The 19496-nt window shown below is 61.0% G+C and carries 15 protein-coding genes, 1 tRNA gene and 2 pseudogenes; 14 read left to right on the top strand and 4 right to left on the bottom strand.

Going from position 1 to position 19496, the window contains the following annotated elements; translation table 11 throughout:
• Nucleotides 1-113: 113 nt before the first annotated feature.
• Together CFR72_RS12595 and CFR72_RS12590 are read left to right on the top strand one after the other, a co-directional pair.
• Entirely contained in the window at nt 114-1850 is a 1737-nt protein-coding gene (locus CFR72_RS12595; protein ID WP_110914276.1) for an HAD-IIIC family phosphatase, read from the top strand.
• Nucleotides 1851-2034: 184 nt separating this feature from the next.
• On the top strand, nt 2035-2979 hold the full coding sequence (locus tag CFR72_RS12590; protein WP_110914275.1) for a glycosyltransferase family 2 protein: 945 nt from the start codon (nt 2035-2037) through the stop codon (nt 2977-2979).
• A gap of 192 nt (nt 2980-3171) precedes the next feature.
• On the opposite strand, the gene rho is transcribed toward CFR72_RS12590, so the two are convergent.
• Both rho and CFR72_RS12575 read right to left on the bottom strand, forming a co-directional pair.
• Nucleotides 3172-4473, bottom strand: coding sequence for a transcription termination factor Rho (gene rho / locus CFR72_RS12580; RefSeq protein ID WP_110095232.1), 1302 nt, complete (start codon nt 4471-4473; stop codon nt 3172-3174).
• 222 nt (nt 4474-4695) lie between these two features.
• Nucleotides 4696-5670 (bottom strand): magnesium transporter CorA family protein, encoded by a 975-nt coding sequence (locus tag CFR72_RS12575; protein WP_110914273.1) that lies wholly within the window; start codon nt 5668-5670, stop codon nt 4696-4698.
• 205 nt (nt 5671-5875) lie between these two features.
• Here CFR72_RS12575 and trpB point away from each other — a divergent pair, with 205 nt between their 5' ends.
• The 4 genes from trpB (at nt 5876) to CFR72_RS12555 (ending at nt 10218) form a co-directional block, all read left to right on the top strand.
• Entirely contained in the window at nt 5876-7114 is a 1239-nt protein-coding gene (trpB, locus tag CFR72_RS12570) for a tryptophan synthase subunit beta (protein WP_244182293.1), read from the top strand.
• Entirely contained in the window at nt 7111-7935 is an 825-nt protein-coding gene (gene trpA / locus CFR72_RS12565; RefSeq protein WP_110914272.1) for a tryptophan synthase subunit alpha, read from the top strand. Before trpB ends, trpA begins: the two co-directional genes overlap by 4 nt.
• 72 nt (nt 7936-8007) lie before the next feature.
• The gene (accD, locus tag CFR72_RS12560) at nt 8008-8874 is read left to right on the top strand and encodes an acetyl-CoA carboxylase, carboxyltransferase subunit beta (RefSeq protein ID WP_110914271.1); all 867 of its coding nucleotides are present in this window, start codon (nt 8008-8010) and stop codon (nt 8872-8874) included.
• A 15-nt stretch (nt 8875-8889) separates the two neighbouring features.
• Nucleotides 8890-10218, top strand: coding sequence for a bifunctional folylpolyglutamate synthase/dihydrofolate synthase (locus CFR72_RS12555; protein ID WP_110914270.1), 1329 nt, complete (start codon nt 8890-8892; stop codon nt 10216-10218).
• Between the two features lie 65 nt (nt 10219-10283).
• On the opposite strand, the gene CFR72_RS12550 is transcribed toward CFR72_RS12555, so the two are convergent.
• Nucleotides 10284-11255, bottom strand: a complete 972-nt coding sequence (locus tag CFR72_RS12550) for a quinone oxidoreductase family protein (RefSeq protein ID WP_110914269.1) — start codon at nt 11253-11255, stop codon at nt 10284-10286.
• Nucleotides 11256-11291: 36 nt separating this feature from the next.
• Nucleotides 11292-11759 (bottom strand): annotated as a pseudogene (locus CFR72_RS12545) (methylated-DNA--[protein]-cysteine S-methyltransferase).
• A gap of 72 nt (nt 11760-11831) precedes the next feature.
• Between CFR72_RS12545 and mnmE the strand changes: the two are divergent.
• From mnmE to CFR72_RS12510, 8 genes and pseudogenes are all read left to right on the top strand, one after another.
• Nucleotides 11832-13172 (top strand): tRNA uridine-5-carboxymethylaminomethyl(34) synthesis GTPase MnmE, encoded by a 1341-nt coding sequence (mnmE, locus tag CFR72_RS12540; RefSeq protein ID WP_110914268.1) that lies wholly within the window; start codon nt 11832-11834, stop codon nt 13170-13172.
• Nucleotides 13173-13197: 25 nt separating this feature from the next.
• Complete coding sequence (gene mnmG / locus CFR72_RS12535) at nt 13198-15060, top strand: tRNA uridine-5-carboxymethylaminomethyl(34) synthesis enzyme MnmG (RefSeq protein WP_110914267.1); 1863 nt, start codon at nt 13198-13200, stop codon at nt 15058-15060.
• Nucleotides 15061-15075: 15 nt separating this feature from the next.
• The gene (rsmG, locus tag CFR72_RS12530) at nt 15076-15702 is read left to right on the top strand and encodes a 16S rRNA (guanine(527)-N(7))-methyltransferase RsmG (protein WP_110914283.1); all 627 of its coding nucleotides are present in this window, start codon (nt 15076-15078) and stop codon (nt 15700-15702) included.
• Nucleotides 15686-16510 carry a ParA family protein gene (locus CFR72_RS12525; protein WP_110914266.1) on the top strand — a complete coding sequence of 275 codons (825 nt, stop codon included), beginning with the start codon at nt 15686-15688 and terminating at the stop codon, nt 16508-16510. Before rsmG ends, CFR72_RS12525 begins: the two co-directional genes overlap by 17 nt.
• Nucleotides 16507-17406 (top strand): ParB/RepB/Spo0J family partition protein, encoded by a 900-nt coding sequence (locus CFR72_RS12520; protein WP_110914265.1) that lies wholly within the window; start codon nt 16507-16509, stop codon nt 17404-17406. Before CFR72_RS12525 ends, CFR72_RS12520 begins: the two co-directional genes overlap by 4 nt.
• A gap of 225 nt (nt 17407-17631) precedes the next feature.
• A tRNA-Lys gene (locus CFR72_RS12515) sits at nt 17632-17707 on the top strand.
• A gap of 186 nt (nt 17708-17893) precedes the next feature.
• Nucleotides 17894-18031, top strand: a complete 138-nt coding sequence (locus CFR72_RS17595) for a hypothetical protein (RefSeq protein ID WP_167400383.1) — start codon at nt 17894-17896, stop codon at nt 18029-18031.
• 594 nt (nt 18032-18625) lie between these two features.
• Nucleotides 18626-19399, top strand: a pseudogene (locus tag CFR72_RS12510) (mannose-1-phosphate guanylyltransferase); the annotation flags it as partial.
• Nucleotides 19400-19496: the final 97 nt, after the last annotated feature.

The following is a 19496-nucleotide window of genomic DNA, read 5'->3' as shown; positions in this document are numbered from 1 at the left end:
GATGGAACAGCACACGCCCCCAAACTGTGGGGCACCGTGAAGCATATATTAACAGAAACCTTATAACATAAGGGGCCAATATGCTGATAAATAACATTTAAGAGGAAAATATAATGGAACCTGTCCGGCTGGTCATCTGGGATCTTGATGAAACATTCTGGAGCGGGACCCTGAGCGAAGGTGGCATTCAGCCTATTGAACGAAACATGGCCCTGCTCAAGACCCTGTCGGAAAGGGGAATCGTCAATTCCATATGTTCCAAAAACAATTTCGCGGATGCTGAACGCGAACTGAAAAAAATGGGGGTGTGGGACTACTTCATTTTTCCACAGATCGCATTTGCGCCCAAGGGTCCCATGATCAGGGAAATCGTCGAAGCGACAAACCTGCGCCCGGAGACGATGATGTTCATTGATGATAACCCGATGAACCTCAATGAAGCTCTGTTCTTTTACCCGGGGATGCAGGTTGCTGATCCGTCAATTGTTGCGACTCTCCTTGAAGATGACAGGTTCCGGGGAAAACCGGATACAGGGATGGAGCGCCTTGGACGCTATAAGGTGCTTGAGGAAAAGCATAGGGATAAAAAGGAGATACAGGGAGATAACATAAACTTCCTGAAGCAGAGCAATATCAGGGTCAGTTTCCATTATGACATCGAAAAGGAATTTGACCGCATACACGAACTGGTCAACAGAACGAACCAGTTGAACTTTACCAAGAATCGCTGGCCGGAGAACCGGGAGGCAGCATGGGACGTGTTCCAGAAAGAGTTTTCGGAAAGGTTCCCGGCGATTTCCGGATATATAAAAGTCTCTGACAAATATGGGAATTATGGAATCTGCGGATTTTTCATGATCGGGGAGCGCAGGGCGACGCATTTTCTGTTTTCATGCCGTATCATGAGCATGGGGGTGGAGCAGTTCTGCTGGAACCATCTGATGCGCCCGCATGTCCATGTTGTCGGTGATGTGATTTCGTCACTGGATGGCGACGTCAACTGGATTACGATTGTTGATGATGTCGATGATGATTCAAACAACTTCATTCATGACTATGCAAAAAACCTCAAGGTCTGCCTGAGGGGAGCCTGCGATTTCACATCAATGGAACATTATTTCCGTGCCCGGTACAATGTCCTGGGCGAATTCCCGCTGGCCTATAAATCATGGGCGTTCAGCCCGTGGGTAAGGACGATTGCCGCCACCGATGCCCTGCAGACACCAAAGGGACGTGAACTTCTTGCCCGGACAAGCATCTTTCCAGAAAACTATCTGGACTCTGCGGTCATCAGCGGGGATGCCGATATCTATGTCCTTTCGTTTTCCGTTGAATATGCCGCGCATTTATACAGGTCCCGTTCCACAGGGGTCACGGTTTCGCTGTGTAACGATTTCCTGGCAGGACGGGATTTCAGTGAAACGTCCTATGAAACACTGGTCAGGAATTTCGGTCGTGATCCCGGCTTTTCCGAAAGCGAATGGGAATTCATGCAGCAGGAATTTGAATTCTTCGCACATCATGACATCGGGATGTTCATGGCGGATGTCTGCAAACTGTTCGAGAAACTGAAAGACAAAAAGGTCATCGTTCTTGTCCTGAATGAACGGGTGGGATCGGATGACTGGATCAAATCCGTTTATGGCAACATCAACAGGATCGTTGTTCCGCTGTCGGAAATATATGGGTTTGATCTGGTGGATTATGGAAAATATGTCCAGTCCGTAGAAGATCTGGCGTCACCAGATGATCACGGGGTTCATTTCTCCCGTGAAGTATATCTGAAAATGGCGACAGAGATCATGAATATCTGCGACAGATATGCAATTGAAAACGAAAAAGCCGATTGAGCGCAAGTATCTATGATTTTGAACCTGACGCTGGTCCCACTTGATCCACAGGACGCGGCATATCCCCGGTCTGACAGGAACATGACCGGGGATATGGTACGTTTTTCAGACCGGCCCGGCATATGATTTATTTTCTGTTTATGAAGCGTATATAAAATCATGCAATCAGGGAAAGGAACATAAAATGAACGTGGTTGCAGTGATGAGGCTTCTTAACGAAGATGATGTTATAGAAGCAAATATAAGGCATCATCTGGCGCATTTTAACCGCATCATTATTCTGGATGACGGCAGCGCGGACAGGACATTGGACATCATTGAGAAGATGATTGACGAAGGCCTGGCAATCACTCTCATAAAAAAACCATGCATCGTGTCCAGTGAACGCGAAAGGAATACGTTTCTATACAATATTGCCTGCACGGATTTCGACGCGGACTGGGTGTTTTTCATCGATGCGGATGAATTCATCGACATGCGTGGCAGGGTCGAAGGTTTTCTGAATTTCATCAAAACGGTTTCCCCTGAATTTGAATCCATCCTGCTTCCCATCAGAAACTATATGGATACAGTATTTGACAGCAAGGAAGAACTGGTTGTCCCCCACAGGATGATATGGCGCACGATCGAGAATATCGGCGTCCTGAAGGTTGCGGTACGGGGCAGGATTCCCGGGCATATCCAGATCAGTGAAGGCAACCATACCGCCTATCGTGACGGTGTTGAATTGCGGGCCTTTGGTGGCAGCAACCTGTGCATCGCGCATTACCCCAGAAGGTCTGGCTGGCAGGATATTTACAAGTGGATCATCATGCGGTTGAAGATCACGGCGGCAGGCAGGCGGGAGGTCGAAAAGGGCACTGGGTCGCATTATGTCGAACCCCTGCGGATACTGATGAATGACCCCAACAGGATCCTGAATGACAAAGGGTTTTTCGAAAGAACCCCCAACAGTCATTATACCATGGACATGATGAAGTATGACGGCGGAGACCTCAGATATACCGAGGAAACGGACTACAAGGCCAAATGCATCAAACTGGTGCTGGACTGCTCGTTTTCCATCGCGCAGGCATTCGGGCAGGAAATGGATGAAAACCCACAGTTGCGGGACCGGATCCTTGCCTGATGGCGATGTAGGTAAAGAATAAAAGTTTTTGAGTGCTGCCTTTTTTTAAAAAGGCGGCGTCTTTTTGAAGCTTTTTGAAAAAAGCTTCACCAAAAACTTCTTTCTGTTTTTCTGCTGCGGTGCGGACAAAAGAAAACCCCTCCTGAAACATACAGGAGGGGTCATCAGTCACTGGCCAAATGGCACGGGACCTTACGTATTCATCGCGTCGAAGAAGTCCTTGTTCGTCTTGCTGTATTTCAGCTTGTCGAGCAGGAAGTCCATCGCATCCATCGTGCCCATCGGCGCCAGGATACGGCGCAGGACCCACATCTTCGACAGGTCGGCGCGATCGACCAGCAGTTCTTCCTTGCGGGTGCCGCTCTTGGTGATGTCGATGGCGGGGAAGGTGCGCTTGTCCGCCAGCTTGCGGTCAAGGATCAGTTCGGAGTTGCCGGTGCCCTTGAACTCTTCAAAGATCACCTCGTCCATGCGGCTGCCGGTATCGATCAGGGCGGTTGCGATGATCGTCAGGGACCCGCCTTCCTCGATGTTACGCGCGGCGCCAAAGAAACGCTTGGGCCGCTGCAGCGCATTGGCGTCCACACCACCCGTCAGCACCTTGCCCGATGACGGCACGACCGTGTTGTAGGCGCGCGCCAGGCGGGTGATCGAATCCAGCAGGATGACCACATCGCGCTTGTGCTCGACCAGGCGCTTGGCCTTTTCCAGCACCATTTCGGTCACCTGCACATGGCGCGTTGCCGGTTCGTCGAAGGTGGAGGACACGACCTCCCCCCGAACGGAGCGGGCCATGTCGGTCACTTCCTCGGGGCGTTCATCGATCAGCAGCACGATCAGGAACACTTCGGGATGGTTCGCGGAAATGGAGGACGCGATGCTCTGCAGCATCACCGTCTTGCCGGTGCGCGGGGGGGCGACGATCAGCGCGCGCTGCCCCATCCCGATGGGGGAGACAAGGTCGATCACACGCGGGGTAAAGTCGCGGGTCTGGCCCTTTCCCTTCCCCTTGGCGGTGCTTTCGGCCGGCCCCACGGCGGTGTTCTCGACTTCCATCTGCAGGCGGCGTTCGGGATACAGCGGCGTCAGGTTGTCGAAATTGATCCGCTGGCGCACCGCCTCGGGCGGTTCGAAATTGATCGTATCGACCTTGAGCAGCGCGAAATAACGCTCCCCATCGCGCGGGGCTCGGATCTGACCCTCCACCGTGTCGCCGGTGCGCAGGCCGAAGCGCCGCACCTGGCTGGGGGAGATGTAGATGTCGTCGGGGCCGGGCAGGTAGTTCGCCTCTGGCGAGCGGAGGAAGCCGAAGCCGTCCGACAGGATTTCAAGTGTCCCATCCCCGTAGATCGCCTGGTCATTCTCCGCCAGCGTCTTGAGGATGGTGAACATCAGTTCCTGCTTGCGCAGGGAAGATGCGTTTTCAATATTCAGACTTTCGGCATAAGCCAGAAGGTCTGCTGGTGTTTTGGCCTTGAGTTCGGCGAGATGCATGCAAGCGTTGCCTTGGACTGGCAGTTCAGGGGGAGGGAATGGATAATATCCGGTGTGACAGGAACAGGCGTGTTGTCACATCCCAGCATCTGCAGACGAAGTCAGAAATGCGACGTGGATATTACATTCATACAGAGGATAAGGCGCGATGATCGGACGACCACCCAGCACATAGGGTGTCGGATATCCCAAAGCGGAGCAAAAGTCAACTCGGATTCGTGGCTACTTTCCCAGCCATCCCTTGCGCCAGAACCACAGCAGCGGCAGCACCACGGTCGCGGCCATCAGCGCCAGCGAATACCAGTATCCATATTTCCAGTTCAGTTCAGGGATATCATGGAAATTCATCCCATATATCCCGGCAACCAGAGTGGGTGCGACACCGATGAAGCTGACCACCGTCAGGATCTTCATCCCGTTATTCTGCTCGATACTGATGAAGCCCAGCGTGGCGTCGAGCAGGAACTGAACCTTGTTCGATGTCTGCGAGACGAAGTCATTGAGCGACTTGATATCGCGCTCCACCGTCGCCAGCCGTCCCTGCAGCTTGTCTGACAGGTCGCGCTTCTTGTTCTCGGTCACGAAGATGGTGATGCGTTCCAGCCCCAGCAGGCTGTCGCGCACCGATGACGTCAGGTCGCCCGAGCGCCCCACGCGGCTGAGCATGCTGCGCAGCAGTCCGTCCATGCGCCGCATCCCGCCATGTTCGGACTGGAACACATCCTTCGACATGCCGTCGAGCGACTGCCCCAGATGTTCAAGGATATCGGCCAGCCGGTCCACAACCGCTTCGAGCAGCAGGGTCACGCACTCATCGCCAGACAGACGCGTGGACTGCCCCGCCACCTGCCGCGCCACCACGTCGAATGCGGTAAAGCCGGTAAAGCGGATCGTCAGCAGCCGGTCGCGCATCAGGATGAAGCCGACGGGGGAGACGAAAAAGTCATCCCCGATCTGGCGCACCAGCGGCGTGGACAGGTACACCGCGTCATCTTCCATGAACAGGCGCGACGAACTCTCGATCTCGTCCAGGTCGGCGCGGGTGGGGATGCGCTGCCCCGTGATGTGGGCGGCCAGTACCTGCTCGTCATCGGTCGGGTCCAGCAGGTCCAGCCAGGGAACATCCTTGACCTCTTGTGCATCGGCCTCGCTCGTGATCGTCCGGGCGGGCGAGCCGGGCCTGTGCGCAAGAAACATTGAGAGATCCTCTTTTCCTATCCTGTCGCGGCCTATCATCGGGACAACCGGCTTTATGTCAAATCGTGACAGTCGGGTCGGGCGACCGGGGGGTGGTGTTTTTGCGCCATCGGGTCCAGAACGCCGTAGGCGTATCATCGCGCGGGCGCGTGCGATATACCATCATCGACACCCGCATGAATTTTATTCCCTGTGGAGAGCAAAGTTGAGCGCAGCACAATCCCCGGCCCCGCCGCCCCGCGCGAACAGCCTGCGTAACGGCCCGGACGAACATGGGCGGTTCGGTATCTTTGGCGGCCGCTTTGTTGCCGAAACCCTGATGCCGCTGGTCCTCGAACTGACCGAAGCCTACAGGGAAGCGAAGGCGGACCCCGAATTCCATCGTGAACTGGACTATTACCTCAAGGATTATGTCGGCCGCCCCAGCCCGCTGTGGTTCGCCCGTCGCCTGACGGAGGAACTGGGCGGCGCGCGCGTCTACATGAAGCGCGAGGAACTCAATCACACAGGCTCGCACAAGCTGAACAACGTGATGGGGCAGATCCTGCTTGCCCGCCGCATGGGCCGCACGCGCATCGTCGCCGAAACCGGCGCGGGGCAGCATGGCGTTGCGACCGCCACGGTCTGCGCCCTGTTCGGCATGAAATGCTGCATCTACATGGGCGCGACCGATGTGGAGCGGCAGAAGCCCAACGTGTTCCGCATGCGCCTGCTGGGGGCGGAGGTCATTCCGGTCACCGCCGGGGCCGGAACGCTGAAGGACGCGATGAACGAGGCGATGCGCGACTGGGTCACCAATGTGCGCGACACCTATTTCCTTGTCGGCACCGTGGCGGGCCCGCATCCCTATCCGGAGATGGTGCGCGATTTCCAGTCGATCATCGGCGTGGAGACGAAGCAGCAGATCCTCGCGGCCGAAGGTCGCCTGCCCGACGCCATTGTGGCGGCCATCGGCGGCGGATCGAATGCGATGGGGATCTTCCACCCGTTCCTTGATGATGCGTCCGTGCGCCTGATCGGCGTGGAAGCTGCCGGGCGCGGCCTCGACAGCGGGGAGACCGCGGCCTCCATCGAACGCGGACGCCCCGGCGTGCTGCATGGCAACCGCACCTACCTGCTGCAGGATGCCGACGGGCAGATCGCGGAGGCGCATTCCATCAGCGCGGGCCTCGATTACCCCGGCATCGGGCCGGAACATTCATGGCTGCATGATATCGGCCGTGCCGAATATGTCGGCGCCACCGATGACGAGGCCCTGGCCGCGTTCCAGCTCTGCACCCGGACGGAGGGGATCATCCCCGCGCTGGAATGTGCCCACGCGCTGGCCTATGTCGCGAAGCTGGCGCCCACCATGTCGCCGGATCAGATCATCGCACTGAACGTATCGGGCCGGGGGGACAAGGACATCTTCACCGTCGCCGCGCATCTGGGAGTGTCGTTGTGAGCCGTATTGCCAGCCGATTCGCCGCCCTGAAGCAGCAGGGACGCGGCGCCCTGATCCCGTATGTGGAGGCGTGCGACCCGGATTACGAAACCTCGCTCGCGCTGCTCCGGGGGATGCCGGGGGCGGGTGCCGACCTGATCGAGGTCGGCATGCCCTTCAGCGACCCCAGCGCCGATGGCCCGACCATCCAGAAGGCGGCGCTGCGCGGCCTGCGCGGCGGGGCCAGCATGAAGCGCGTGCTGGAGATGATCGCGGCGTTCCGTCGTGACGATAACGAGACGCCGATCATCCTGATGGGCTACGTCAACCCGATCGAGGCGTATGGACATGACCGCTTCTGCGCCGATGCCGCGCGCGCGGGCGTGGACGGACTGATCATCGTCGATGTCCCGCCGGAGGAAGGCGACCTGCTGCGCGCGCCTGCTGCGGCGAACGGTCTGGATATCATCCGCCTTGTCGCGCCGACCACGCCGGATGCGCGCCTGCCCATCGTGCTCGATGGGGCGTCGGGCTTCCTGTATTACGTCAGCATCACCGGGGTGACGGGTACCCGCACCGCCAGCACCGATGAACTGTCGGCGGCCATCCCGCGCCTGCGGGCTGCCACCGACCTGCCGATCGCCATCGGCTTTGGCATCCGCACGCCCGCACAGGCCGCCAACGCGGTGCGCGCCGCCGATGCCGCCGTCGTGGCCTCGGCGCTGCTCAACACGCTGGAGGGGACGCTGGATGCGGATGGTCATGCCACGGCCACGACCGTCAGCAGCGTGCTGGCGCAACTGCGCGAACTGGCCGATGCGGTCCGCGCGGCCCGGAAATAAACGTGAATCTGGCATCACACGCGATCTGCCTGTATGGAGCAGGCGGATAGATGTACGTCAGGGAGAGTTAACATGAGCTGGCTGACCGAATATGTCCGGCCCAAGATCCGTGGCCTGCTCAAGCGGGAAGTGCCGGACAATCTTTGGACCAACTGCGAGTCCTGTGAGCAGATGATTCTGGTCAAGGACCTGCGGCGGGCGATGAATGTCTGTCCGCATTGCGGCCACCACATGCGTGCCACGGTGCAGCAGCGGCTGGAATGGACGTTCGACAAGGGGGAGTTCACCCGCATCGAACTGCCCAAGGCCCCGGTCGATCCCCTGTCGTTCCGTGACCGCAAGCGCTACACCGACCGCCTGAAGGACGAGCGCGCGAAGTCCCAGCTTGAGGAATCGATGGCGGTTGCGCATGGCCGCATCGGTGGGCATGACGCGGTTGTCGCCGTCATGGCGTTCGAGTTCATTGCCGGCACGATGGGCGCGGCATTGGGCGAGGCCTTCCTCGCCGCCGCGCGCCTTGCGATCCTGCAGCAGGCCCCGCTGATCGTCTTTACCGCATCCGGCGGTGCGCGCATGCAGGAAGGGATGCTCAGCCTGATGCAGATGCCGCGCACGACCATCGCGGTGGAAATGCTGCGCGAGGCGAAGCTGCCTTACATCGTGGTCATGACCAACCCGACGACGGGCGGGGTTTCGGCCTCGTTTGCGATGCTGGGCGATATCCAGATCGCGGAACCGAACGCCCTGATCGGTTTCGCCGGACAGCGCGTGATCGAGGACACCGTGCGCGAAAAGCTGCCCGAAGGGTTCCAGCGCGCGGAATACCTGCTCGACCACGGCATGCTCGACATGGTGGTTGCGCGCCCGGAACTGCCGGCCATCCTTGGCACTTTGATCGGGCAACTCAACCATGCCCACATCACGCCCCCTGCTGCGTAACCTGTACGGTCCATCATGAACGCATCGCCTACGTCCGGTCTGGGTCCTGAATTCGCCGGGCGTACCGGCGCGATCCTCGAACGGCTGAATCAGCTTTATCCTGCCCTGATTGACCTGTCGCTGGGGCGGCTGGAACATCTGTTGGCGCGCCTGGGCCATCCCGAACGCCACCTGCCGCCGGTGATCCATGTGGCGGGCACCAATGGCAAGGGCAGCACCTGCGCCCTGATCCGCGCCATTGCGGAGGCGGCGGGGTGGCGCGTCCATGTCATGACGTCACCGCATCTGGTGCATGTGACCGAACGCTTCCGCATCGCGGGGAAGATCGTCACCGAATCCGAACTGGCCGAAGTGCTGGAGGAGGTCGAGCGTGCCAATGATGGCGCACCGATCACCGTGTTCGAGGTGCTGACCGCCGCAGGCTTCGTGCTGGGCGCGCGCCATCCTGCCGAACTGATGATTGTCGAGGTCGGACTGGGCGGGCGTTACGACGCGACCAACGTGCTGGCGCGGCCCGCGGCGTGTGCGATTGCCTCCATCTCGATGGATCATGAGGCGTTCCTTGGCGATACGCTGGAAAAGATCGCACTGGAAAAGGCGGGTATCATCAAGGATTTCGTGCCGGTTGCCACGGGCCGTCACCCGACGGACGTGATGGGCGTGATCGCCCGCGTGGCGGCGGAACATGACGCGCCGCTGTGGCGGCGGGGCCATGAATGGTCCATCACCCCGTCACCCGATGGCACGCGCCTGATCTATCGCGACGGAGAAGGGATGCTGGAACTGCCGCATCCCGGCCTGCCGGGGCCGCATCAGGTGGATAATGCGGGGCTTGCGGTTGCCACCCTGCGTTCAAGTGGCCTGTCGCTGCCTGCGCAGGCGTGGGCGGGACTTGCGGATGCGCACTGGCCCGCGCGGCTGCAACAGTTGCATGGTGCGCTCGCGCATCTCCTGCCTGACGGGTGGGACCTGTGGCTGGACGGTGGACATAATCCCGGCGCGGGGGAGGCGCTGGCGCGTGTGATGCAGGAATGGTCGGACCGCCCCGTGCACCTGATTGTCGGCATGAAGCAGACCAAGGATGCTTCCGGCTTCCTCGCGCGCCTGCTGCCCCATGCCGCGAGCGTGCAGGCCGTGGCGGAACCGGAGCAGCACCTTGCGCTGCCTGTGGCCGATATCATTGCGGCAGGGCAGGGACGTGTGACCGCAGGCCCGACCATCAAACAGGCGCTGGAACACCTGTCCCGCGACATGCCGGCACAGCCCCCCGCACGGGTGGTGATCTGCGGCAGCCTGTATCTGGCCGGGGTAGCGTTGCAGCAGGATGGCTGGGTCGCGACCTGATCTGTTTAAAAAGTAGTGGTTTCCAAAGGTCCGTGACCTTTGGCGGGTCAAGGGCAGAGCCCTTGTTACGGCAGCAGGATCGTACTTCCCGTGGTCCTGCGCGATTCCAGTGCGACATGCGCCTGTGCTGCGTCCTTCAGGGCGAAGCTCTGTCCGATGCGCGGCGTAATCACGCCCTTTTCCACCAGTCGGAACAGTTCCGCAGCCCCCGCCACCAGTTCATCGCGCTTTGCGATATAGGTGCCCAGCGACGGGCGCGTCAGGTACAGGCTGCCATGGCTGGCCAGCGTGCCGACCGCGACCCCTGTTACCGCGCCCGACGCATTGCCATAGCTGACCATCAGCCCGCGCGGTGCGAGGCAGTTCAGGCTGTCCTCGAACGTGGCGTGGCCGATGCTGTCATAGACGACGGGCACCATCGCGCCATCGGTCAGGGCACGGACCCGTGCGGGGATGTCGTGCGTGCCGACCAGCACGTCGGCCGCCCCGTTGGCACGCGCCAGTTCGGCCTTTTCCTCGGTCGAGACGACGCCGATGACACGCGCGCCCAGATGCTGCGCCCACTGGCACATCAGCAGCCCGACCCCGCCCGCCGCGGCATAGACGAGGATGTTCTCCCCCCTGCGCACGTCATGCACCTGCCGCAGCAGCATATGCACCGACAGGCCACGCAGCATGATGCCTGCCGCCGTCTCGAACGGGATTTCGGCGGGCAGCGCCACCACCCGGTCCGCCGCGATGACACGGTACTGCGCATACCCGCCGAGCATGATGGGATAGGCCACGCGTGCCCCCACCGCGAGGTCATGGACACCGGGACCGACCGCCTCGACGATGCCCGCGCCCTCCATGCCCGGTGTCGCGGGCAGGGAGGGGAATTTGTACAGGCCGCTACGGTAATAGGTGTCGATGAAATTGACACCTATCGCCGCCTGCCGGATCAGGATCTCGCCTTCGCCAGGCGTGGGGATCGGCAGGTCTTCGGCGCGCAGGACTTCGGGGCCACCATATTCATGGATGCGGATGACTGTGTTCATGGCAGGGGTTCCTTGGGATGAGAGGGGCGTTGGGGGTCAATCCATGTCGGGCGTGCCGGTTTCCATCTCACGCAGGAAGGCGCGGTCCATCGCCCCGTTATCGCCGGGGTAGGTGTCCGCGTCGTACTCCGCGCATCCATCCATATCCACCCGGTGGCAGGGGATCAGGATGGGAATCGGGTTTTCACTGCATGCAGCCACCACGTCCGCCACGTCCACGCCAGCCTGCCGCGCGACCTAGGCGCATGGTATGGTCTGTCCCATCGGGATGGTGCGGATGAATGTCCATGCCGCAACCTGCTGCGGTGTGCCATAAGGGGCCAGTGGCAGGGTGCAGGGTGTGGTGTCACCGTCGAAATAGGAATCGAGCCAGTCGCACGCGCGGCGCAGCAGGGGCGTTTCCTCCTGGTCGCGGCCCCAGCCCCAGTCGAGCGCCACGATCGTGTCGTCCTCGACCGAGACGGTCAGCGGGCCGGTGGGGGAATGCAGGGAAAGTTGTGGCATGTGTCACCTTGATCACGACAGGGACGTGGACGATAACCCGTTCCCGTCACAGAGGAAATGGGAACGACCCGAATGACAGCGGCAACCGAGGTTCCAGCAGGGCGGCATGGCGACGGTGCGGCCCCCGTCATCTTCGCCCTTGCCACCGGCGCGGGGCGCGCGGCCATTGCCGTCATGCGCATCAGTGGCGCGGGGAGTGACGCGATCCTGCGCAGCCTGTGCGGTGGCCTGCCCGAACCGCGCCGCGCGTCGCTGCGCGGGATCTGGCGGCGCGATGCGGATGGGGGGAAGGGCGTGCTGCTCGACCGGGCCGTCGTGCTGTGGTTTCCCGGACCCAACAGTTATACTGGCGAGGACAGCGCGGAACTGCACCTGCATGCGGGACCTGCGGTGATTTCCGGCGTGGCCGATGCGCTCGTGGCGCTGGGCGCGCGTCCGGCCGAACCGGGGGAGTTCACGCGACGCGCCTTCGCCAGCGGGCGGCTCGACCTTGTGCAGGCGGAGGGTATCGCCGACCTGATCGATGCGGAGACCGAGGCCCAGCGGCGTCAGGCGCTGGCGCAGGCCGATGGCGCACAAAGCCGTCTGTATGAGGACTGGGCCGCGCGCCTGCGCACCGCGCTTGCGCATCAGGAGGCGCTGATCGACTTCCCCGACGAGGACCTGCCGCCGGAGGTGGAGGACGAAATGCTCGGCACGATTGCGGGCCTGCGTGATGAGATGCAGGCCTATCTTGACGATGGCAGCCAGGGCGAACGCCTGCGCCGGGGGCTGGTTTTTGCGATTGTGGGTGAGCCCAACGTGGGCAAGTCGAGCCTGCTGAACGCACTGGCGCAGCGTGACGCCGCCATCGTGTCGTCGCGCGCCGGGACCACGCGCGACGCGATCGAGGTGCGGGTCGTGCTGGGCGATGCGCCGGTGACACTGGTGGATACGGCGGGCCTGCGCGAAACCGAGGACGAGATCGAAGCCGAAGGCGTGCGGCGTGCATTGTTTCACGTGAAACAGGCCGATTGCGTGATACATGTGTTTTCAGGTGCGGCGGTACCGGATAAGGTCGGCCCCGACAGCATCATGGTCTGCAACAAGATTGACGAAGTTGCCGCCCCGCCGGGCATCACGGCCATCAGCGTGCGCAGCGGGGAGGGGATGGAAACCCTGCGTGACGTGCTGGCGCAGCGGGCGCGAGACCTGACGCAGGGACGTGCGGCCGCCCCCCTGACACGCGCGCGCCATCGCGCAGCGATCGAGGAGACGGCCCGCCATCTGGCCCGTGCCGCCGACGATGCGTGGCCGGAAGTGCGGGGTGAGGAGATGCGCCTGGCGATGCGCGCGCTGGGGCGCCTGACCGGGGCTGTGGATGTGGAGGCGCTGCTGGACACGGTGTTCGGGCAGTTCTGTATCGGCAAGTAGGGACGAAGCGGGAGCAGGGAATAAGGTGAACGCCACTTACGATGTGATCGTGATCGGCGGCGGCCATGCCGGGTGCGAGGCCGCCGCCGCCGCCGCCCGGTGTGGTGCGCGGACCATGCTGCTGACCCACCATCGCGCGACGGTGGGGGTGATGTCGTGCAACCCGGCGATCGGCGGGATCGGCAAGGGGCATCTGGTGCGCGAGATCGACGCGCTCGACGGCCTGATGGGCAAGGCCGCCGATCGGGCCGGAATTCATTTCAAGCTGCTCAACCGCTCCAAGGGGCCGGCCGTCCATGGGCCGCGCGCGCAGGCGGACCGGTTCCTGTACCAGCAGGCGATCATGGACCTGCTGGCCGAAACCGAAGGGCTGGAAATTGTCGAGGGTGCTGCGGGCGACCTCGTCGTGGATGACGGTCATGCGGTGCGTGGCGTCGTGTGCGAGGACGGGCGCGTATTCCATGCCGGGGCGGTGGTACTGACGGCGGGCACGTTCCTGCGCGGTGTCATCCATGTCGGCCATGACAGCCAGCCTGCGGGCCGCGTAGGGGAGGCCCCGGCTCGAAAACTGGGTGAACGGTTGCAGGCGCTGGGCCTGCGGATGGGGCGGCTCAAGACCGGCACGCCCGCCCGCATCGCGCGCGACAGCATCGACTGGGACGCACTGGCGGAGGATCGGGGCGATGTGATCCCCGAACCGTTCAGCCGCATGACGGACACGATCACCAACCCGCAGGTGTCGTGCTGCATCACCGCGACGACCCCGCGCACGCATGAAATCATCCGCGAACACCTGCACCTGTCGGCCATCTATGGTGGGGCGATTTCGGGGCGGGGGCCGCGCTACTGCCCCTCCATCGAGGACAAGGTCGTCCGCTTCGCACAGCGCGACAGCCACCAGATCTTCCTCGAACCCGAGGCTCTGCCGGGGAATCCGGGGGGCGACCTGGTCTATCCCAACGGGATCTCCACCAGCCTGCCTGCGGATGTGCAGGAACAGATGCTGCATTCCATCCCCGGGCTGGAACGCTGCCGCATCGTGCGTCCCGGCTATGCGGTGGAATATGACTATGTCGATCCGCGCGAACTGACCCCGGCGCTGGAACTCAAATCCCTGCACGGCCTGTTCCTTGCGGGGCAGATCAATGGCACCACGGGGTATGAGGAAGCAGGCGCGCAGGGCATCCTTGCCGGGATCAACGCGGCACGTTGCGCGGCGGGCGAGGGGGCGGTGACGCTGGATCGTGGCACGGCCTATATCGGCGTCATGATCGATGACCTGACGACGCAGGGCGTGTCCGAACCCTATCGCATGTTCACGTCGCGCGCGGAATATCGCCTGACGCTGCGTGCCGACAATGCCGACCTGCGCCTGACGCCGCTGGGCATGGAATGGGGCTGTGTCGGTCCCGCACGACGCCAGCGTTTCGAGGCGGAGCGCGCGTCGATCGACACTGCCATGGAACGCGCCCGCACCGAAACCTATCCCCCCGAAGCCCTGCGGCGGGAGGGGATTGCGGTCTCCGCCGATGGGCGCGCGCGTTCGCTGCTTGACGTCATGGCGACGGGGGCGGCGATGGAGACGGTGGAGAAGATCGCCCCATGGCTGTCCGACCTGTCGCCACGGGTGCGCCAGCATGTCGCGACCGAAGCCCGCTACAGCGGATACCTGTCGCGGCAGGAGCGCGAGATCCGGCAGCTTGCCAGTGACGGGCGCATCACCCTGCCGCATGATCTCGATTACCGCGCGATCGGTGGCCTCAGCACCGAAATGCAGGAACGCCTGTCGCAGGCGCGGCCGGTGACGTTTGGCGCGGCACAGCGCATCCCCGGCATCACGCCGTCGGCGCTGGTGGCGGTGCTGTCGCATGTGCGGCAGGTGGCCTGAGGCATGGCACGCGACATGACGACGCAGGAGGCGATCCTTGGACATGTTTCACGTGAAACAGGCGAGCGCCTGACGGCCTATGCCGACCTGCTGGTGCGCTGGAACGCGCGCATCAACCTTGTCTCCCGTCCTGATCTGGCGCAGTTATGGCCCCGCCATATTGCCGACAGCCTGCAACTCGCCACCCTGATCCCGGCGGGCGCGCGGGTGGTGGATATGGGATCGGGCGGGGGCTTCCCCGGACTGGTCATTGCCATGGCGACCGATGCGCATGTCACGTTGATCGAATCGGACCAGCGAAAGGCCGCGTTCCTGCGGGAGGCATCGCGCGTGGCGGGGGTGCGCACCCGTGTCATCGCCAGCCGGATCGAGGCGGCGGATGCCGGTCCTGCCGACGTGGTGAGCGCCCGCGCGCTGGCCCCGCTGCCGCAGCTTCTGCAATGGGGGGTGCGGTTTCTGGACAAGGAAGGATCCTGCCTGTTCCTGAAGGGCAAGAACGCAGACGAAGAACTCAACGCCGCCCATGCCGACTGGCGCATGGCGGTGACCCGAATTCCAAGCCGCACCGATGCGGATGGTGTCATTCTTAGATTGAGCGATATAAGGCGTGTCACAGACCACAACCATGCAGCCGGTCGATAAGGCCGCGCATACCCCCCGCATCATCGCCCTTGCGAACCAGAAGGGCGGTGTGGGGAAAACAACAACAGCCATCAATCTTGCAGCCGGCCTTGCGACGGCGGGATTTCGCGTCCTGCTGATCGATATCGACCCGCAGGGCAATGCCTCCACCGGGTTGGGGATCGGTTACGAAAACCGGCGTCGCGGGACCTATGCCCTGATCGGGGAGGACGCACCGGCGGCGGACCTGATACAGGAAACCTCCATTCCCGGCCTGTCGGTCATTGCGGCGGATACGGAACTGGCGGGGGCCGAACTGGAACTGGTCATGTCGGACCGGCGGGAATTCCGCCTGCGTGACGCCATTGCGCGGATCGGGGGGGAATATGACGTCATCCTGATCGACTGTCCGCCCAGCCTCGGCCTGCTGACGCTCAACGCGCTGGTGGCGGCGCAGGCGGTCATCGTGCCGTTGCAGTGCGAGTTCTTTGCGCTGGAGGGGATCAGCCAGTTGGTGCGCACGATCAACAGCCTGTGCAAGTCCCTGAACACGGCGCTGAAGCTGGAGGGGATCGTGCTGACGATGTATGACCGGCGCAACAACCTGTCGGAACTCGTCGCTGCCGACGCGCGCGGCTTCTTTGGCGATCGCGTGATGGAGACGGTCATCCCGCGCAACATCCGCATTTCCGAGGCGCAGAGCCACGGTCAGGCCGTCATGTTCTACGATGCCCGATCTTCCGGAAGCCAGGCGTACAGGGCGCTGTCGGAGGAAGTGATCGCACGTCTTGCGCTCAAGGCAGGCAGGAAAGGGAAGAAGCAGGGATGAAACCGAAGAAGGACGCCACCCGTCCGCGACTGGGCCGGGGGCTGGCCGCATTGCTGGGCGATCAGGTGAACATGCTCAATCCCGCGCCGGGGCTGGAACCGCGCAAGCCCATGGACAGTGGTTCGGTTCTGCCGGTCGATGTGCTTGAACCCGGTCCGTTCCAGCCACGCCAGCACATGGTGCCCGAGGCGCTGGAGGAACTGGCGGAGTCCATCCGCACGCGCGGTATCCTGCAACCGATCCTGGTCCGTCCGCACCCGGACCGTCCCAACGTGTTTCAGATCATCGCGGGGGAGCGGCGCTGGCGCGCGGCGCAGTTGGCTTCCTTACATGAGGTGCCGGTCCATATCCGTGCGCTTGACGATGGGGATGCGATGGCGGCCGCGCTGGTGGAAAACCTGCAACGCGCCGACCTCAACGCCATGGAAGAGGCCGAAGGGCTTCAGCGCCTGCTGGATGATTACCGTCTGACGCAGGAAGAACTGGCCGGGGCGATCGGCAAGTCACGTCCCCATGTCGCTAATATGGTGCGCCTGTTGCAACTGCCGACGCCGGTGCGCGACGCCGTGCGGGAAAAGGAACTGTCAGCCGGTCATGCGCGCGCGCTGCTGGCGCATCCCGATCCTGTCGCGGCATTGAAGGTCGTGCTAAAACAGGGGCTGAATGTCCGCCAGACCGAGGCGCTGGCGAAAAAGACGGCCACAAAGCGTCAGGTGGCGGCAAAGCAGGAGGAAAAGAACCACGAAAACCCGGAGATCGGTGCGCTGGAACGCGAACTGACGGCGAAGCTGGGGCTGAAGGTCCATATCACGTTCGATGGCAAGGGCGGGACGCTGCGTGTCGATTACCGCTCCCTTGATCAGTTCGATGGATTGCTGAAGCTGTTGCAGGCGTAAGGGGGGAAAGGGTTCTTTTTTGGAAAAAAGAACCAAAAAACTTCTGGTCGTATGGCACCTGTTTGCCGGGCGGTTTGGAAACAAACAATGAACATTCGTGGGGGAGCTAGGGAATAGGGGGATTGCGGGGCCAGATGTCGTGCATGGGAAAAAATATTGAAAAATCCCCTTGTCCTGATGGCCCTGCCTTGGTAAAAGCCCCTCACCCGAAAGGGAAAACCCTGTGGGCGCATAGCTCAGTTGGTAGAGCAGCTGACTCTTAATCAGCGGGTCCAAGGTTCGAGCCCTTGTGCGCCCACCACAGGATCCCGGCGCAACGCCGACAAAAAGCCCCGGTATCGTCTGATACCGGGGCTTTTTTTGTCTGGGACTGGCGCAGCTAGCCAATACGGCTTGATATGCCTCGTATGAAATGCCGGTGCAGTCGGTTGCCACTTGCCATCCCACGATCCCTGCTTGAGCCGCCATGCTGCGGAACAGGATATTCATGGAGCCGATCCCGGAAGGGCGCTCCAAATTGATGGGGGCTATTCCGGCACAGACTGCGAACGCAAAAAGGGAAATGCTGCTGGAAGGGGCGCTGTTTTTGGACTGCGTGAACCTGGCGGCCGCGTCCATGCCATGATGACCCACGATGTGGGAAACGGGATGCCCATATCGATCATGCCAGAGTGGATGCGAAAGGCGTTTTCATTACCTTCATCCAGCAGGCGCCTGTAAATCGGCACTCAACGGGTCAATACCCGTTCGTATCTTTCACCTTGCTTTCTGGCCCATCCTGGTCACCGAAAGATATCCCGCCGTCTCTTTTTGGGCGCTTTCGTCATGGCGCAGTTGAATCATCAAGACCATGCGGTCTTCATGCATGGGCATACATCCTTCGTGTATATTTGGAAATCTGGCTGCCAGTGGCTCTGATCAGGTATGAACATTTGTGTTGTCGCGCCATTTTCATGGAAATGTGCAGAGGCAGCAACAATAAGACACTGGCGATGCATCAGTTCGGGGGGATAGGCTTCCGCGAAGATTAAGGCATAAATTTATGCGTTCAGGAAATGCCTTTTATACAAATAACAGGTAAAAGTTAGTTTTTGGTAAAAAACAATCCGCCTCACCCAAATTTTTTAAAAAATGCCTTTAAGAGACATCATTACTAATGTAAACGCATGTTCACATATGCTAATGCGGGCGGAAAATCTGGGAAAAAGGTTTTTGATAAATGATTTCAGGTGAAAATTCGTCAGCGCGTCATAATATTGTCCCTGTTATTCTCTCCGGCGGCTCCGGTAGCCGCCTCTGGCCGGTATCCCGCCGCAGTTTCCCCAAGCAGTTCTGGCCATTATTGTCGGACCGGACCCTTCTGCAGGAAACGGCGCTGCGGGGGATGGGGGCGGATTTTGCAAGCCCTGTCGTAGTCTGTAATGAGGCACACCGTTTTATTGTGGCGGAGCAGTTGCGCGAGGTCGGGATTACCGACGCGCGGATCGTGCTTGAACCTGTTGCACGTAATTCCGCACCGGCCATTGCCGCCGCGGCCTTTCTGATTGCCGAACAGAATCCTGATGCCATCCTGTGGATCATGGCGGCGGATGCTGCGATCCAGCATCCCGAACTCCTGCAAAAGGCATTGGACTCCGCAGTACAGGCGGCGTCCGAAGGGTATGTTGTCACCTTTGGCATTCACCCGACCAAGCCAGATACGGCGTATGGCTACATCGAGCGTGGTGCTGAACTTAAAGATGTGCCCAACGCCTATCATGTATCGAAATTCCTTGAAAAACCCGATGCCGACCGTGCGGCCGAGTTCCTGCGTGATGAACGCTTTTCATGGAATTCGGGAATGTTCGTCGCAAAGGCGGACCTGCTTCTGCGGGAAATTGAAACGTTCGAACCCGAAGTGTACGCATGCGTCCGTGACGCGGTGAAGGATCGCGCTGTCGATCATGATTTTGTGCGTCTTGCTTCGGCAGCGTTCTCCAGGGCTCCGGATATCTTCTGTGGTTGCCGTCCGTTATGCAAGAGTTTTCTGACCCATATTGACGTGTGATCGTGTGCGGTCTTCTGTAAGGCCTGTTGATGTGGCCTTTCAG

This window comes from Gluconacetobacter entanii (genome assembly GCF_003206495.1).
Classification (GTDB): domain Bacteria; phylum Pseudomonadota; class Alphaproteobacteria; order Acetobacterales; family Acetobacteraceae; genus Novacetimonas; species Novacetimonas entanii.
The sequence above is the reverse complement of the archived record's forward strand: the minus strand, read 5'-3'. Positions and strand labels throughout refer to the sequence as shown.

Coding starts and splice junctions, on each gene's coding strand:
- mnmE (WP_110914268.1), top strand. CDS start 11,832: ATGACAGCGGCAACCGAGGTTCCAGCAGGGCGGCATGGCGACGGTGCG.
- CFR72_RS17595 (WP_167400383.1), top strand. CDS start 17,894: ATGGAGCCGATCCCGGAAGGGCGCTCCAAATTGATGGGGGCTATTCCG.
- CFR72_RS12550 (WP_110914269.1), bottom strand. CDS start 11,255: ATGAACACAGTCATCCGCATCCATGAATATGGTGGCCCCGAAGTCCTG.
- CFR72_RS12555 (WP_110914270.1), top strand. CDS start 8,890: ATGAACGCATCGCCTACGTCCGGTCTGGGTCCTGAATTCGCCGGGCGT.
- CFR72_RS12520 (WP_110914265.1), top strand. CDS start 16,507: ATGAAACCGAAGAAGGACGCCACCCGTCCGCGACTGGGCCGGGGGCTG.
- accD (WP_110914271.1), top strand. CDS start 8,008: ATGAGCTGGCTGACCGAATATGTCCGGCCCAAGATCCGTGGCCTGCTC.
- CFR72_RS12575 (WP_110914273.1), bottom strand. CDS start 5,670: ATGTTTCTTGCGCACAGGCCCGGCTCGCCCGCCCGGACGATCACGAGC.
- CFR72_RS12590 (WP_110914275.1), top strand. CDS start 2,035: ATGAACGTGGTTGCAGTGATGAGGCTTCTTAACGAAGATGATGTTATA.
- rho (WP_110095232.1), bottom strand. CDS start 4,473: ATGCATCTCGCCGAACTCAAGGCCAAAACACCAGCAGACCTTCTGGCT.
- rsmG (WP_110914283.1), top strand. CDS start 15,076: ATGACGACGCAGGAGGCGATCCTTGGACATGTTTCACGTGAAACAGGC.
- CFR72_RS12525 (WP_110914266.1), top strand. CDS start 15,686: ATGCAGCCGGTCGATAAGGCCGCGCATACCCCCCGCATCATCGCCCTT.
- CFR72_RS12595 (WP_110914276.1), top strand. CDS start 114: ATGGAACCTGTCCGGCTGGTCATCTGGGATCTTGATGAAACATTCTGG.